Source organism: Mesorhizobium sp. M0983 (assembly GCF_040318975.1).
Classification (GTDB): Bacteria; Pseudomonadota; Alphaproteobacteria; order Rhizobiales; family Rhizobiaceae; genus Mesorhizobium.
This window is the reverse complement of sequence record NZ_JAMYNH010000001.1, coordinates 90,382-103,880: the sequence shown is the minus strand read 5'-3', so window position 1 is coordinate 103,880 and position 13,499 is coordinate 90,382. Positions and strand designations below refer to the sequence as shown.

The 13,499-nt window shown below is 63.0% G+C and carries 11 protein-coding genes; 2 read left to right on the top strand and 9 right to left on the bottom strand.

Features of this window, described 5'->3' with window-relative positions; all coding sequences use genetic code 11:
• Positions 1–31: 31 nt before the first annotated feature.
• The 8 genes from NKH71_RS00685 to NKH71_RS00650 form a co-directional block, all read right to left on the bottom strand.
• Entirely contained in the window at positions 32–973 is a 942-nt protein-coding gene (locus NKH71_RS00685) for a sugar ABC transporter substrate-binding protein (RefSeq protein ID WP_352481596.1), read from the bottom strand.
• Positions 974–1,010: 37 nt separating this feature from the next.
• Positions 1,011–1,925 (bottom strand): sugar phosphate isomerase/epimerase family protein, encoded by a 915-nt coding sequence (locus tag NKH71_RS00680; RefSeq protein ID WP_023721280.1) that lies wholly within the window; start codon positions 1,923–1,925, stop codon positions 1,011–1,013.
• A gap of 26 nt (positions 1,926–1,951) precedes the next feature.
• On the bottom strand, positions 1,952–3,055 hold the full coding sequence (locus NKH71_RS00675) for a Gfo/Idh/MocA family protein (protein ID WP_352788631.1): 1,104 nt from the start codon (positions 3,053–3,055) through the stop codon (positions 1,952–1,954).
• A gap of 35 nt (positions 3,056–3,090) precedes the next feature.
• Complete coding sequence (locus NKH71_RS00670; RefSeq protein ID WP_352788634.1) at positions 3,091–4,164, bottom strand: ABC transporter ATP-binding protein; 1,074 nt, start codon at positions 4,162–4,164, stop codon at positions 3,091–3,093.
• A 1-nt stretch (position 4,165) separates the two neighbouring features.
• A complete protein-coding gene (locus NKH71_RS00665) occupies positions 4,166–5,257 on the bottom strand; it encodes an ABC transporter ATP-binding protein (RefSeq protein WP_352788637.1) in 1,092 nt (363 codons plus the stop codon).
• Positions 5,254–6,213 carry a carbohydrate ABC transporter permease gene (locus NKH71_RS00660; protein ID WP_023721284.1) on the bottom strand — a complete coding sequence of 320 codons (960 nt, stop codon included), beginning with the start codon at positions 6,211–6,213 and terminating at the stop codon, positions 5,254–5,256. Before NKH71_RS00660 ends, NKH71_RS00665 begins: the two co-directional genes overlap by 4 nt.
• The gene (locus tag NKH71_RS00655; RefSeq protein WP_023721285.1) at positions 6,210–7,070 is read right to left on the bottom strand and encodes a carbohydrate ABC transporter permease; all 861 of its coding nucleotides are present in this window, start codon (positions 7,068–7,070) and stop codon (positions 6,210–6,212) included. Before NKH71_RS00655 ends, NKH71_RS00660 begins: the two co-directional genes overlap by 4 nt.
• Positions 7,071–7,146: 76 nt before the next feature.
• Complete coding sequence (locus NKH71_RS00650; RefSeq protein ID WP_352788639.1) at positions 7,147–8,760, bottom strand: extracellular solute-binding protein; 1,614 nt, start codon at positions 8,758–8,760, stop codon at positions 7,147–7,149.
• A gap of 373 nt (positions 8,761–9,133) precedes the next feature.
• Here NKH71_RS00650 and NKH71_RS00645 point away from each other — a divergent pair, with 373 nt between their 5' ends.
• The gene (locus NKH71_RS00645) at positions 9,134–10,165 is read left to right on the top strand and encodes a LacI family DNA-binding transcriptional regulator (RefSeq protein ID WP_352788642.1); all 1,032 of its coding nucleotides are present in this window, start codon (positions 9,134–9,136) and stop codon (positions 10,163–10,165) included.
• A gap of 63 nt (positions 10,166–10,228) precedes the next feature.
• Here the strand turns inward: NKH71_RS00645 and NKH71_RS00640 are convergent, their stop codons facing one another.
• Complete coding sequence (locus tag NKH71_RS00640; RefSeq protein WP_352788644.1) at positions 10,229–11,218, bottom strand: heme/hemin ABC transporter substrate-binding protein; 990 nt, start codon at positions 11,216–11,218, stop codon at positions 10,229–10,231.
• A 147-nt stretch (positions 11,219–11,365) separates the two neighbouring features.
• Here NKH71_RS00640 and NKH71_RS00635 point away from each other — a divergent pair, with 147 nt between their 5' ends.
• A complete protein-coding gene (locus NKH71_RS00635) occupies positions 11,366–13,498 on the top strand; it encodes a TonB-dependent hemoglobin/transferrin/lactoferrin family receptor (RefSeq protein WP_352894121.1) in 2,133 nt (710 codons plus the stop codon).
• The last annotated feature ends 1 nt before the right edge of the window (position 13,499 follow it).

The window sequence follows — 13,499 nt, the reverse complement described above, 5'->3', positions numbered from 1 at the left end:
CCCCCGCCTGCGCGGCGGGCGTCAGTTCCAATCACTTGTTGTAGAGTTTCAGGATCGGTTCGACGCTCGAGGCGTCGTAGAGGCTGAAAGTGTGGATGTCGTAGCCGATCGGTTCGCCGGCGGCGGCCAACCCGAGCAGCGCCACCGGCATGAAGCCCTGCGCCGACGGGAACTGCCAGGCAGCCGCGTTGACGAAACCGGCCTTGACGGACTCGGCCGTTTCCTTCGAATTGCCCCAGCCGACGACCGGAATCTTGCCGGCCGGCACGCCGGCGCCATCGAACACCCGCTTGACGCTGGCCGCGACGGAATCGCCGAGCGCGATGATTGCCGGCGGATTGTTGGCCACCATGTAGTCCGTCATCTTGGCGATGATGCCGGCCGGATCGGTGCCGCAATCGACCACGTCATATTTGATGCCGAGCGGATCGAAGACGCTGGCAATGCCTTCGGTCTCGAGCTGCTGGTAGCTGGCACCCGGCACTTCGACCGGCAGGAACACCTTGTCGCCCTGCTTCACCATTTTGTGGTCGACCAGATATTTCGCCCAGATGACACCGGCTTCCCTAAGGTCGGCGCCGACATAGGCTTGCCGGCCGGTTGCCGGATCGTCGGTGTTGAAGAACACGATCGGGATGCCGGCCGCCTTCGCTGCCTTGACCTCCTCGGTCCACAGGCCGGGCTGCGCCGAAGTCGTGGCGATGCCGTCCGGCTTGGCGGCGAGTGCCGAGTTGAAGGCTTCCTTCTGCGCCGCCATGTCGCCGCCGCTGAACGAGATCTTGCAGGTCACCTTGAGCTGGTCGCAGGCCTTGGTCGCGCCGGCATTCCAGTCGATCCAGAAGGCATCCGACGGGCCGCCATGCGACAACAGGTAGAACGTCTTCTGGGCGTCCTGCGCCACCGCCGGAGTACCCAGCGTTGCACCGGCTAGAACCGTCGCGGCAGCCGCGATTTTCAACGCGAATTTCAACATTTCTCTTCCTCCCTTGTTTCGTAGCCGAACCGCGCCATCACAGTCCGTTGGCGCGGAATTTCCCATCGAGGAATTTCTTGGCGCGCGGCACGTCGTCTTCCGAAAGATGCTCGATGATGACCGGGATGTTCGGGTGCTTTTCGGCCAGCCGCTTGAGATAAAGGTCGTAGTTCAGCGAACCGAGGCCGGGCGCCGGCAGCTCGATCTCACCGACGCCGCGGAAAGTGTGGCTCTCCAGCGCGTCCTCGTCGCCAATGTCTGCGTGCTTCTCCGACTTGTCGCCGCCGGAACGCTTGACGTCCTTGGCGTGGGCGATCTTGATCTTGTCGGTCAGCGTGTCGAACACCTGGTTCAGGATCTGATCCATCCGGTCGATATTGTGGGTTTCGAAATAGTTGGTCGGGTCCATCAACAGGCCGAGGCCCGGGTGGTCGACCTGCGCGAACATCCTCACCGTCTCCTCGACCGAGCCGACGACATTGTTGACATAGGTTTCGAGCAGGAAGACCGCGCCGTGGTCATAGGCCGTCTGGGCAAGGTCGGCGATGACCTTGCGGCATTCCTCGAACCCTTCCTCGGTCTTGTTCTTCGGGTGATGCACCCAGTCGGATTCGGTGTTGTAGGTACCCGTTTCCGAGATCACGTAAGGGGTGCCGAAATGGCGCGCGTTGCGGATGATCTCCTTCAAATAGCCGACGCGCCTCTCGCGCTCGCCCATATCCGGATGGATGATGTTGGTGTAGCCCGACACACAGCAGATCGGCAGATTGTGGTCGCGGAACGTATCGCGGACGGTCTTGGCCTTGTCCTTGGTGATCTGCCCGGACGACAGGTCGATATCCCTGAAATGCAGGTCGAGCTGCACGGTGTTGAAATCGAGCGCACGGATCTTCTGCGCGGTTTCCTTGAGGCCATACGGGAAATAACCCGTGAAAATACCTGCCTGCATCATGGTGTGAATTCCTCCCTGTAAGTGATTCAGTCAGTTGATATTTCGGAAAGCTTGACCGTCCGGCCTTTGTCGATCGAGCGGTAGCCGGCTTCGACCAGCGCCATGGTCTTGACATTGTCCGCGACGGACAGCGCTGGCGGCTCGCCCGTCTTAACCGCGTGCTGAAGCTGCTCCATGACGCCGATGAAAGCATGCGGGAACCACATCGTGTCCCAGCTGGGTGTCACCCATTGACCATCGGTGGTCTCGGTCGAGGCGTAGGTCAGCGTCGACGCAGCGCCCGTCGGCCAGCCGATGGTGCCTTTGGCGACACCCTTGGTGCCGTCGACGCGCCAGTTGATGTGCTGGTCGTCCTGGTAGCCCTCCTGGCGCGGACCGGACCAGACATCCTCCAGCGATACGGCGAACACGCCGGACGGGAACCGCAGCGTCGACACGATGATGCCGTCCGAATGATCAAAGCGGGTGCGCGGATCCTTGCGGGTCAGGGTGGTGATCTCCAGGGGATCGCCGAACAGGAAGCGCAGTACGTCGAGATGGTGGACGCTCATATTGGCGAGCGTCAGCCGGTCATAGTCCTCGAGGAAGGTCTGCCAGTGCGGGATCGCATGCATGTCGATCTGGGCGAAGACGATGTCGCCGAGCGCGCCGCTGTCGATGATCTGCTTCAAGACGCGCATCGACTGGTCGTAACGCATGTTCTGGTTGACCGAGAGGATCTTGCCGGCCTTGGCCGCCTCGTCGCGCAGTTTGACGGCTTCATCGAGCGACAGCGCCAGTGGCTTCTGCGCCAGGATCGCCTTGATATGTGCTTGGTTCAGCGCATGGCGGATCAGCGCCGGCTGCTGGTCCGGCGGAAAGGCAAGATCGATGATCTCGACGTTCTTGTCCTCGATGAGTTGTTCCGGCGTGTTATGGACGGTCGGGATATCCCAGCGCTTGGCGACCTTCTCGGCGCTGGCCTTGGTGCGCGAGGCGATCGCCACCACCGGAAAACCAGCTTCCTTGTAGGCGGCAAGGTGACATTCGGCCATGATCATACCGGCGCCGACGCAGCCGATCCTGTATTCCCTGGTGCGGACTTTAACGTCCGGCTCGAAGCCGTTGCCCGCTATTTCTTCGCTTGCCATATGTTCCTCCCGAAGCTCGTTTCTTGCAGCCGCCGTCATCTTGCCAGCGCTTCCCCGCTTTGCCCGAAATAATGCACCCTGCCCGGCTCGCAGGATATCGCCACCATCGCGTCCGGCCTGATGTCCGGCTGGCCGCGCAACAGCGCCCGCAGGCGCGCCTGCCCGGCGGCGAGCGTCACCACGGTGTAGCCGCCGAGCGGCTCGACCTCGAACACTCGCGCCGGGCGGCCCGCGCCCCCGTCCGAGATTCCATCCGACCAGGCCTTGACCTTGATGTCTTCCGGCCTGAGCCCGATCTCGACGGCATCGGCCGGCGCCGCCTTGTCCGCGATGCGGATCGTGCCTTCGGCCGCCTCCACGCCTTCCGCGCCGTGCACCGACTTCAATATGTTCATCATCGGCGAGCCGAGCAGCCGCGCCACATAGGTGCTGGCCGGCCGGTCATAGATCTCGGCCGGCGCGCCGATCTGCCTGATCTTGCCGCTCTCCAGGATGGCCATGCGGTCGGCGACCGACATCGCCTCTTCCTGGTCGTGCGTGACATAGATCAGCGTCTTGCCGAGCTCGCGCTGGATGCGCTTGAGCTCGACGCGCGTCTCCTCGCGCAGCCGGGCGTCGAGCGCCGAGATCGGATCGTCCATCAGATACGCGGCGGGATCACGCACCAGCGCGCGGGCGATCGCGACCCGCTGCCGCTCACCGCCGGAAAGCTGCGCCGGCGGTTTGTGCAGGATATGTCCGATATGCAGCTTGGCCGCGACATCGGCGACGCGTTTTTCGATCTCGGCTTCTGCCACCTTCCGCTCGACCAAAGGAAAACGGATGTTGTCGCGCGCGCTCATATGCGGGAACAGCGCCAGATTCTGGAACACCATGGCGACATTGCGCTCCGCCGGCGACACCGTGTTGACCGGCTTGCCGCCAATCAGGATCTCGCCCGTGTCCGGGGTTTCCAGCCCGAGCACCAGACGGAGTATCGTCGACTTGCCCGACAGCGGCGGCCCGAAGAAGCAGAAGAACTCGTTGTCGTTGACCGCGAACGAGGCATCGTCGACAGCCAGCGTGCCGCCATAGCGTTTTGTCACATTACGGAAAACGATATCGGCCATCTCAACCTGCTCTCAACGCAAGGCCGGTAGCGGCGTCGAAGACGCGCACCGCCTCCGCCGCAGGCGCGACGACGGCTGTCTGCCCGATCGCCAGCCCGACATCATTGTCGAACACCGCCTTCACCGCGGTCTCTCCCTCGCCAAGATGGATGATGGTGCGCGCGCCGATCCGCTCGACGAAACTCACCGGCATGCAGAGGCCACGGCCGCTTTCGGCCAGCGTCACCTGCTCCGGTCGAAAGCCATAAAACACCTCGCCGCGCATCCGGCTGGCGGCATTGGCGATCTCGACCGGCAGCGGCGGCGTCGCCCCGAGTGGGCCAAGATCGACGACCAGGCCACGGTCACTTTCCGCCAACCAGCCCTTGAGCAGGTTCATGCCCGGCGCACCGATGAAGCGGGCGACGAAGACGTTGGCCGGGTTGTTGTAGACTTCCAGTGGCGTGCCGACCTGCTGCAGCACGCCGTGGTCCATCACCGCGATGCGGTCGGCCATGGTCATCGCTTCGAGCTGATCGTGGGTGACGTAGACCATGGTCTGCCGGAACTGCCGCTGCAGTTGCTTCAATTCGGTCCGCATCACCGCCCGGAAGGCGGCGTCGACATTGGACAGTGGCTCGTCGAGCAGGAAGATCGCCGGCTCCATGATCGCCGAACGGCCAATCGCCACCCGCTGCAATATGTTGACCGAAAGCCGGTCGGCCTTGCGGTCGAGCAGCGGCGTCAGCTGCAGCATCTCGGCAATGGCGCCGACGCGGCGGTCGATCTCGGCCTTTGGTGCGCCGCGCATTTTCGGGCCGTAGGCGAGGTTCTGCCGCACGCTCATATGAGTGAAGATCGCATAGTTCTGGAAGACGAAGCCGACGCCGCGCCGCCCCATCGGCACGCCGGCCATGTCGCGTTCGCCGAACAGGATCTTGCCGCTGGTCGGCTCTTCCATGCCGGCGATCATGTTCATCGTCGTCGACTTGCCGCAGCCGGACGGCCCGAGCAGCGCCATGAACTCGCCGTCGGCAATGGCCAGATCCATCGTCTGCAGCGCAGTGAAGTCGCCAAATTTCTTGACAAGGTTTTGCAGATGGATCGTGCTCATGCCGCCACCTCGCGTACCCGGGCCATGCGTTTCATGGCAAACACAGCGGCGATGGACAGCACGATCAATATGGCCAGCGCGATTGCCGCCACATAGCCCCAGATCAGGTCCTGCGTGGTGAGCTTGTAGATGTAAACGGAGATGGTTTCGGTAGCGACCCCGGGACCGCCGCCGGTCATGATGTAGAGGGTGTCGAATATTTTGAAGTTCTCGATCACCCGGATCGCCAGCGCAATGATGATGATCGTCTTCATCTTCGGCAGCACGATGGTGACGAAGCGCTGCCAGGGGTTGGCGCCGAGCAGCGTCGCCGCCTTGATCTGGTCCTCCGGCACGCCGACCAGGCCGGCAAGCAGGATCAGGAACATTAGCGGCGTCCACTGCCAGATGTCGGCGACCATCACCGCGATCAGCGCCAGCGTCGGATCCGAGAGCCAGGCGATGGTGACGGGAAAGCCTGACATCGCCGACAGGATGTCGTTGACCGGGCCGCCCGACTGAAACAGCATGAAGAACATGTAGCCGGCCACCGCCGGCACCACCATCATCGGCATCAAGAGGATCGAATAGAAGATCCGCTTGCCGGGAAACTCGTCGGCAAACAGCGTCGCCAGCGCGAGGCCGAGCAGGAACTCCGCCGGCACGCAGACGATCATGACGATGGCCGTGCGCTTCAGCGCGCTCCAGAAGCGCGCGTCCGCGGCAAGGTCGGTGTAATTGGCGAAACTGTTCCACATCGACCAGGCATTCCACCAGCCGGTGCCCGACAGCGGCGACCAGTCGGTCAGGCTGATGTAGAGCTGCATCAGCAGCGGGAAGACGGCGATGAACAGCACCAGGATCTGCGCCGGCAGGGTCAGCCGGAATCCGAGCCGCGCGCCCTCGTCCGGCAACACCGACGCCGCCTTGGAGGCTTGCATGTCGCCCTCCGAAATCGTGGCTGTCACCGAGCTCATTGCTTGAGCGCCCCGAAGGTCAGCCCGCGCACCAGATGACGCTGGATGGCGATGCCCATGATCACCGGCGGCACCGCGGCGATCAGGCCGAGAGCTGCCTTGGCGCCGTAGAGCTGTCCGGTCATCGAGGAGGACAGCGAGGCCATGTAGACCGGGACCGTGACCCATTCGCGCGTCGTCAGAAGCAGCGCAATCAGATAGTCCGACCAGTTGAGGATGAAGACGAACAGCGCGGCACTGGCCAGCGGCGCCCGCATCATCGGCAGCGTGATGCGGGTGAAGACGCGCCACCGCGAACAGCCCTCGACCAGTGCCGCCTCCTCGATCTCGCGCGGCATGTCGTCGAAGAAGGTCTTCATCAGCCAGAAGGCGAAAGGCAGCGTGACGATGCCGTAGATCAGCGACAGCCCCCACCAGCTGTCGGTGAAGTTGAGGAAGGCCCACATGATCATCACCGGGGTCATGACCGCCATCGGCGGAAACAGGCGAAGCTGGATCAGCGCCAGCGGCAGGTTCTGGCCCGAGTTGAAGCGCGACAGCCCGTAGGCCGCCGCTGTGCCCGCCGACATGGCGATCGCCGTGCCGAACGTGGCCGACAGCAGCGACGACAGGATCGGCTTCAAAGCTGTGCGGTCGAGCGCGACGATAAGATTGTTGGTCGATTCACCGAAGACGAAGCGGAAATTGCTGAGTGTCGGGTTCTTCGGCCACCAGGTCAGGTCGGCGCCGGTCGCCGACCATTCGGCGATCGGCTTGAACGCCATCGACATCATCCACAGGATCGGCACCAGCGTCACCGCCATTGCCGCAAAGATCGCGGCATAGCGGAATATCTCGAAAGGAACTGAACGCTTCATCTTGCGGCTTTGCTGGGTCCTTCGTTATCGAGGGGAAGAGCAATCACTCCTCCCCTCTTGGTAAGATCCGGGAGGATCAGGCGATCGGATCGAGAACGGTGGGCCAGGCCTCCTTGTTGGTCTTGATGGCTTCGAGAAGCTTCTCCTCGCCGATGCGGCGGGCAATCTTCTTCCACTCGGCCTCGGTGTCGGCCATCGCCTGCTCTGCTGTCTTGGCCTTGGTCAGCGCGGCGACGAGGTTCTCGTCCAGCGCATTGTGGAAGGCGGTGGCGCCGGGATAGTTGATGGTGGGCACGGTGCGGGCGACCGTCTCGCGCACCACGTCCATGTGGTAAGCATGATAGGTCTGGCGGACCAGCGGATCGGAGAAATCCGACAGCCGGAACGGATCGAAGTAACCGCCCGGGTTGGCGGTCATCCACGCATAGATGCGACTAGATCCCAGCCATTGCAGGAACAGGTAGCAGGCCTCCGGGTTCTTGGCCTGCGAAGACACCGACGCCGACAGATTGAGCCACAGCACCGAACGGCTGACCAGCTTGCCGTCGATCTCGCGGCCGGGCGGCAGCATCGAGCCGATCTTGCCGGTGACAGCTGAATCCTTGTTGCCGGCATTATCGAGGAATTTCGGCAGATTGGAGAAGGCGCAGGTCATGGCCGCACCGCCCTTTGCGAAATTGCCGTACTGCTCCGGCCAGCCCCAGGAGATCGCATCCGGCGAATGGTGCGCAAGCGACGCGATGTACTCGCTGGTCGCCGCAATACCTTGCTCCGAATTGATCAGCGGCTTGCCGGTATCGTCGAACAAGAACTGATTGGGCGAAGCCATTGAGACATAACGCTGATACCAGTTGGTATAGCCCCAGCCCTGGTTGCGCAGATCGGTCGAGCCGAACAGGCCCTTGTCCGGGCGCTGGAAGAAGGCTGCGATCTCGTCATGCTGCTTCCAGGTCTTCGGCGCCGCCAGTTCATAGTCGTATTTGTCGGAGAAGGCCTTCTTCTCGGCTGCGTCGCCGAACAGATCGGTGCGGTAGACCCAGGTCTGGAAGTCGCCATCCAGCGACACGCCATAGGTCGAGCCGCGATACTGATTGAGCAGCGAGACGCCCTTGGCGCCATTGACATAGCCGCGCTCGGGATCGTCCCATTCCGGCTTGTACTGCGCGACGAAGTCGTCGAGCTTGAGGATGCCGCCGGTCTCGGCGAGGTCGCCAAGACGGTTCCATTCGACCGCGTAGATGTCATACGCTCCACCCTTGGTGGAGATGTCCTGCATCGTCTTGGTGAATTCCTGGCCGTTCGGCACACCGACGATCTCGAGCGGAATACCGGTTTCCTTCTCCCAGAGATCCTTGATCGACGGCGCACCGGCCGGAAACGGCTGCGTCAATTGGCCGATCGAACCATCGGACAGGCCAAGCACGATCTTGGCCGGCGCCTTGCCGGCGCCCTTCATCGCCTTGGCCGCCTCAATGGCGCGGCCCTCGGGCGTGTCAGCGCCATATTGATAGCGCTCCGAGCCGTCGAAGCCCGTCGGGCCACCGATCATGCCGGGCGCCAGGGCATCGGCCGCATAGGCACGGCTTGGGCGAATGAATTTCGGTGCGATACCTGCGGCAGCAACAAGGACTGCCGCCTTTCCACCGGACGCCAGCAAACGGCGCCGCGACACGCGGATCAAATTCGACATTGGAACTCCTCCCTCAGGGCCTTGTTCCTCCACGGCCCTTATGATGGATATTGACGGCACTATACGAAGCCTGTCAACATCATAAATAATCAAGACACCTCATAATATCTCATGGGAGGGGACGAATGGCGTGTATCAAGGCACTCACACTGAAGCCGGTGCTTGAATTTGAGGGAGCCGGGCTGCCCACCTCCCCGCTTTGGTCCGTTTCGGCATTTTGGTGTAGCGCGGCAGCTTGCGCATTGGCCAAGGCTGGTTACATCATTTCCCATCAGAATCGCGGCTGGCGATGAAGCCGCCGCTTCGACAGCGGACCCATGAAATGCGTAATCTCGATGCGCCCTTGGCGCATTTTGGAATGAGGTGATCGACAGTGCGGTCCACCCTGACAGACATAGCCCGGGAAGCCGGCGTTTCCGCCGCCACGGTCGACCGTGTGCTCAACAACCGCGCCGGGGTCAGGGCGCGCACCCGCGAGGTCGTGCTCGAAACGGCGCAACGGCTTGGCTATATCGCTGAAAATTCGAATAATCCGAACTCGCGCAACGCGATACCTGGTGAGGTTATACGGCTCGATTTCGCCCTGCCCGCCGGCACCAATTCCTTCATCAAGATGCTGCACCGCCAGATCGAGGGGCAGGCGCAGTCGCGGCCGGACCTCGACGTCCGCGTCGCCACTATCGAAGGCTTCAATCCGGACCGGCTTGCCCGTCTGCTGCAGGAACTGCACGGGCAGACACAAGGCGTCGGTGTGATCGCGCTCGACCATCCGACGGTCCGCGAGGCGATCCGCTCGCTTTCGGCCAGCGGCGTCAAGGTCGTCACCATCGCTTCCGACATCCTGCATGTGCCGAGGGTTGCCTATATCGGCATCGACAACCGCGCCGCCGGCCGGCTCGCCGGCTACCTGCTCAACCGCTTCATGGGCGCGGAGCGTCCGGGCAAGGTCGCGCTGTTCGCCGGTTCGCTCTCCTACCGCGGCCACGAAGAGCGCGAGATGGGCTTCCGCCACATACTGACGGAAGAATCGCCCAATCTGCAGATCGTCGAGATGCGCGAAATGCTCGACGATCGGGAAAAGGCCTATTCGGAGGCTTCCGCCCTGCTGGACCGGCACCCGGATCTGGCCGCCATCTACAATGTCGGCGCCGGCAACACCGGCATCGCCCGCGCGCTAAGGGAACGCGGGCGTGCACTGTCGACCGTCTTTCTCGGCCATGAGGTAACGGAAGGCACCAAGGAGCTTTTGCTCGACGGCACGCTCGACGCGGTCATCGACCAGAACCCGCGAGTCGAAGCCCGCGAGGCGCTCAACACCTTGACCCATGCGGTCAGGGGATTGCCTTACGAGTTGCACCAGCCAAGACTGCAGGTGATCTTCAGGGAAAGCATCCCGGAGATCTGAACGGAAGCTTGGGGTAGATGGGGCGCGAGTACCCGCTGAACATGACGTCATAAAGTTCATGACTTAGTCGGCGCCTGCTGTCTCCGGATACAGCGCCTGCGCCAGATCGCGGATCGCATCGGCGGTGCGCGGGCCAAAGCCGACCATATAGGCGCCGTCCAATACGATCAGCGCCTTTGCCTTCGCCGCCGGCGTGGCGCTCAGCGCGCGCGTGGCGAACACCTGCTCGGCGGTGGGTCCGCCCTTGCCGTCGCTCATCATCAGGATGACGTCGGGCGCCATTTCGATCAGCTTCTCCTCCGACGCTGCCTTGTAACCCTGCACTACGGCCATCGGATTGATGCCGCCGGCATAGCGGATGATCGCGTCGGCCGCAGTGCCCGCACCGGCAGCACTCAGCCGCACGAGGCCGTGGAAGAACACCACCTTCTTGCGTCGCTCGGCCGGCATTTTCGCGGCGAGGTCGGCAGCGGCCTGGAAGGCGTCGAGCACTTGCCTTGAAACCTTCCTGCCCTTGTCCTCGAGGTGGAGCGAGGCGGCGATCAACGTAATCTTGTGGTCGATGCCTTGAGGACTGTTGTCTTCCGGGACAAGAACAATCGGGATCGCCAGCGATTTGAGCACTTCGATCGCCTCCGGCGGCCCGCTGTCTTCGGCCGCCAGGATCAGGTCCGGGCGAAGCGCGACCAAGCCTTCGGCGGACAACTGGCGCCGGTAGCCGACATTGGGCTTTTGCGCGACGGAAGCGGGATATTTGCTGCCGCGATCGACGGCGATGATCCGCTCGCCGGCACCCAGCGCATCGACGATGTCGGTAACATCGGAACCGAGTGTCAGGATCCTGGTCCCTGGACCGGTCGCGACAGTGCGCCCCGATGCATCGACAACCGTCTCGGCGGCCAGCGCCTTGAAGCCGCAAGACGGCGCAAAAGCAGAAAGCGCCAGCATCAGCACCGTTACCACCCCGCCCGATTGAAACCAGCGCGTCTGCCTCCGCCGTCTACCGCTGCAGAGCCCGCCGTTTCGCTGCTCCATTTTAGATAATTCGGTCATGGTCGCGGCCTGTAAAATTAAGTTGACTATTATCATCATGTTTTAATAAGTAACCCTGCCCGGCCCGCGTGTCGAGGCTTCTCCATCATGCCAGCCAGGGCCAACGGCCACCGCCAGCAATCTTTGCTTTTTCCGGGGGCTGCACGCATGAAACTGACAAGCAACAAAACCTTGATGGCGAGCACCGCGGTCGCCTTCGCGCTCGGCCTGTGTGCCGCGCCGCTGGCCGCCGCGCAGGAGCCGGAGAAGAAAGGCGCCGCCGCCAAGGCCGACCGGCCGGTCAAGGTCGCCCAGCAGGCTAGAACTGCGCAGAACGAGCCGACCGTGCTCGACCTGATCACCATCTCGGCGACGATGATCAAGACGGCGATCATCGAATCGATGGCCGCCATCAGCGCCGTCGATCAGGAAGAGCTCGAACGCATCCAGCCCGACACCGCCGCCGACATGTTCCGCACCACGCCCGGCGTTGCCGCCTCGATGAACGGCGACGATCCGGCGACCGCCATCAACATTCGCGGCCTCGAACAATATGGCCGCGTGGTGGTGACGCTCGACGGCGCCCGCCAGGATTACTGGCGCGTCGGACACGGCTCGGGCTCGTTCTATGTCGAGCCGGAACTGATCAAGGAAGCGACCGTCATTCGCGGCCCGGTCTCGAATGCCTATGGTTCGGGCGGCATCGGCGGCGTCGTCTCCTTCGAGACCAGGGATGCCGGCGATTTCCTCAAGCAGGAGGAACGCTGGGCGCTGAGCGAGAAGCTGGGCTATGAGGATAATGGCGACGGCTTCACCACCAGCACCACCGGCGCCTACCGTTTCAGCGACGACGCCGACATCATCGGCAACCTCATTTACCGCGACCGCGACAGCTACACCGATGGCAATGGCGACACCGTGCCGTGGACCGGCGAGAGCATCACCAGCGGCTATATGAAGGCGACCCTGCGGCCCGCCGACGGCCACGAGCTCAAGCTCGGCGCGATCCTGCAGCGCTACGGCGACCAGGTCACCGGATCGAGCGGCTCGACCTCGCCGACGCTGAGCCGCTACGACACCGACACGACCAACCAGACCTATACGGCTGGCTATACGTGGAGGCCGGACGACAACGAGCTGATCGACCTCAGTGTCAACGCCTACCACAACCGCACGCGCGCCGAGCAGACGCAGGTCTGGCCGGCAACGGCGATCGGCAACTTCCGCTACTACGACCTCGCAACGACCGGCTTCAACCTGAAGAACTCCTCGCGCTTCGATGCCTGGGAGATCGCTCACACCCTCACCTACGGCCTCGATTACTACTATCTGGAGGCTTCGTCGGACGCCGCGCATTTCGGCGCCGGCGAACAGCAGGGCTATGGTGGCTTCCTGCAATGGCAGGGCGACTACAGCGACTGGCTGCAGGTCATTGCCGCTGTCCGCTATGACGGCTATCAGCTCGACGGCGAAACGAAGACCGTGCCGCCGGCGGAAGCCTCGATTTCGGGCGATCGCTGGTCGCCCCGCCTTACCGTCGGCATGACGCCGTTGGAAGGCTTCCAACTCTACGGCACCTATTCGGAAGGCTACCGGGCGCCGGGCCTGCAGGACGTCTACCGCGGCGGCGGCGCGCATGGCGGCGGCGACAGCTACCAGCCCAATTTGCTTCTGCAGCCCGAAACGGCGAAGAACTGGGAAGCCGGGATCAATCTGAGATATGACGATGTGCTGGCCGCGGGTGACCTGTTTCGTGCCAAGGTCAACGTCTTCCACACCGCCGTCGAAGATTATATCGACGTCGACCTCACTGTGTTGCCGCGCACGGCGATCAACATCGGCGACGCACGGCTGAAGGGCATCGAGGCCGAGGCCGTCTACGATTATGGCTGGGGTTTCGTGAACCTCGCCGGCGCCCTGATCGACGCCAAGGTCGTCAGCGGCGTTTACTCCGGCCAGGCGCTGAACAACACGCCGCTCGACCGCTTCTCGGCGACCGTCGGTTTCCGCATGCTGGAGAACCAGCTCACCGTCGGTGCGCAATATCTCAGCGTCGGCAAGATCACCCGGACAAGCCGCACCAACCCCGACGCGCCGGCCGTGGTGGATGAAGGCTTCGACCTCGTCAACGTCTTTGCCAACTGGCGCATCAACGACCATGCCAAACTCGATTTCGGCGTCGATAACGTCTTCAACACCGCCTACACCGACCCGCAAAGCGCCTGGTCGACGACGGCGGCGACGGAACAGGGCAAGGGCCGCACCTTCAAGGTGGCGCTCACAGGCAGGATCGGAGGTTGAG

Excerpts from the sequence above, each read along its gene's own strand:
- NKH71_RS00665 (WP_352788637.1), bottom strand. The coding sequence starts at position 5,257 with ATGAGCACGATCCATCTGCAAAACCTTGTCAAGAAATTTGGCGACTTC.
- NKH71_RS00675 (WP_352788631.1), bottom strand. The coding sequence starts at position 3,055 with ATGGCAAGCGAAGAAATAGCGGGCAACGGCTTCGAGCCGGACGTTAAA.
- NKH71_RS00685 (WP_352481596.1), bottom strand. The coding sequence starts at position 973 with ATGTTGAAATTCGCGTTGAAAATCGCGGCTGCCGCGACGGTTCTAGCC.
- NKH71_RS00640 (WP_352788644.1), bottom strand. The coding sequence starts at position 11,218 with ATGACCGAATTATCTAAAATGGAGCAGCGAAACGGCGGGCTCTGCAGC.
- NKH71_RS00655 (WP_023721285.1), bottom strand. The coding sequence starts at position 7,070 with ATGAAGCGTTCAGTTCCTTTCGAGATATTCCGCTATGCCGCGATCTTT.
- NKH71_RS00635 (WP_352894121.1), top strand. The coding sequence starts at position 11,366 with ATGAAACTGACAAGCAACAAAACCTTGATGGCGAGCACCGCGGTCGCC.
- NKH71_RS00660 (WP_023721284.1), bottom strand. The coding sequence starts at position 6,213 with ATGAGCTCGGTGACAGCCACGATTTCGGAGGGCGACATGCAAGCCTCC.
- NKH71_RS00680 (WP_023721280.1), bottom strand. The coding sequence starts at position 1,925 with ATGATGCAGGCAGGTATTTTCACGGGTTATTTCCCGTATGGCCTCAAG.
- NKH71_RS00670 (WP_352788634.1), bottom strand. The coding sequence starts at position 4,164 with ATGGCCGATATCGTTTTCCGTAATGTGACAAAACGCTATGGCGGCACG.
- NKH71_RS00650 (WP_352788639.1), bottom strand. The coding sequence starts at position 8,760 with ATGTCGAATTTGATCCGCGTGTCGCGGCGCCGTTTGCTGGCGTCCGGT.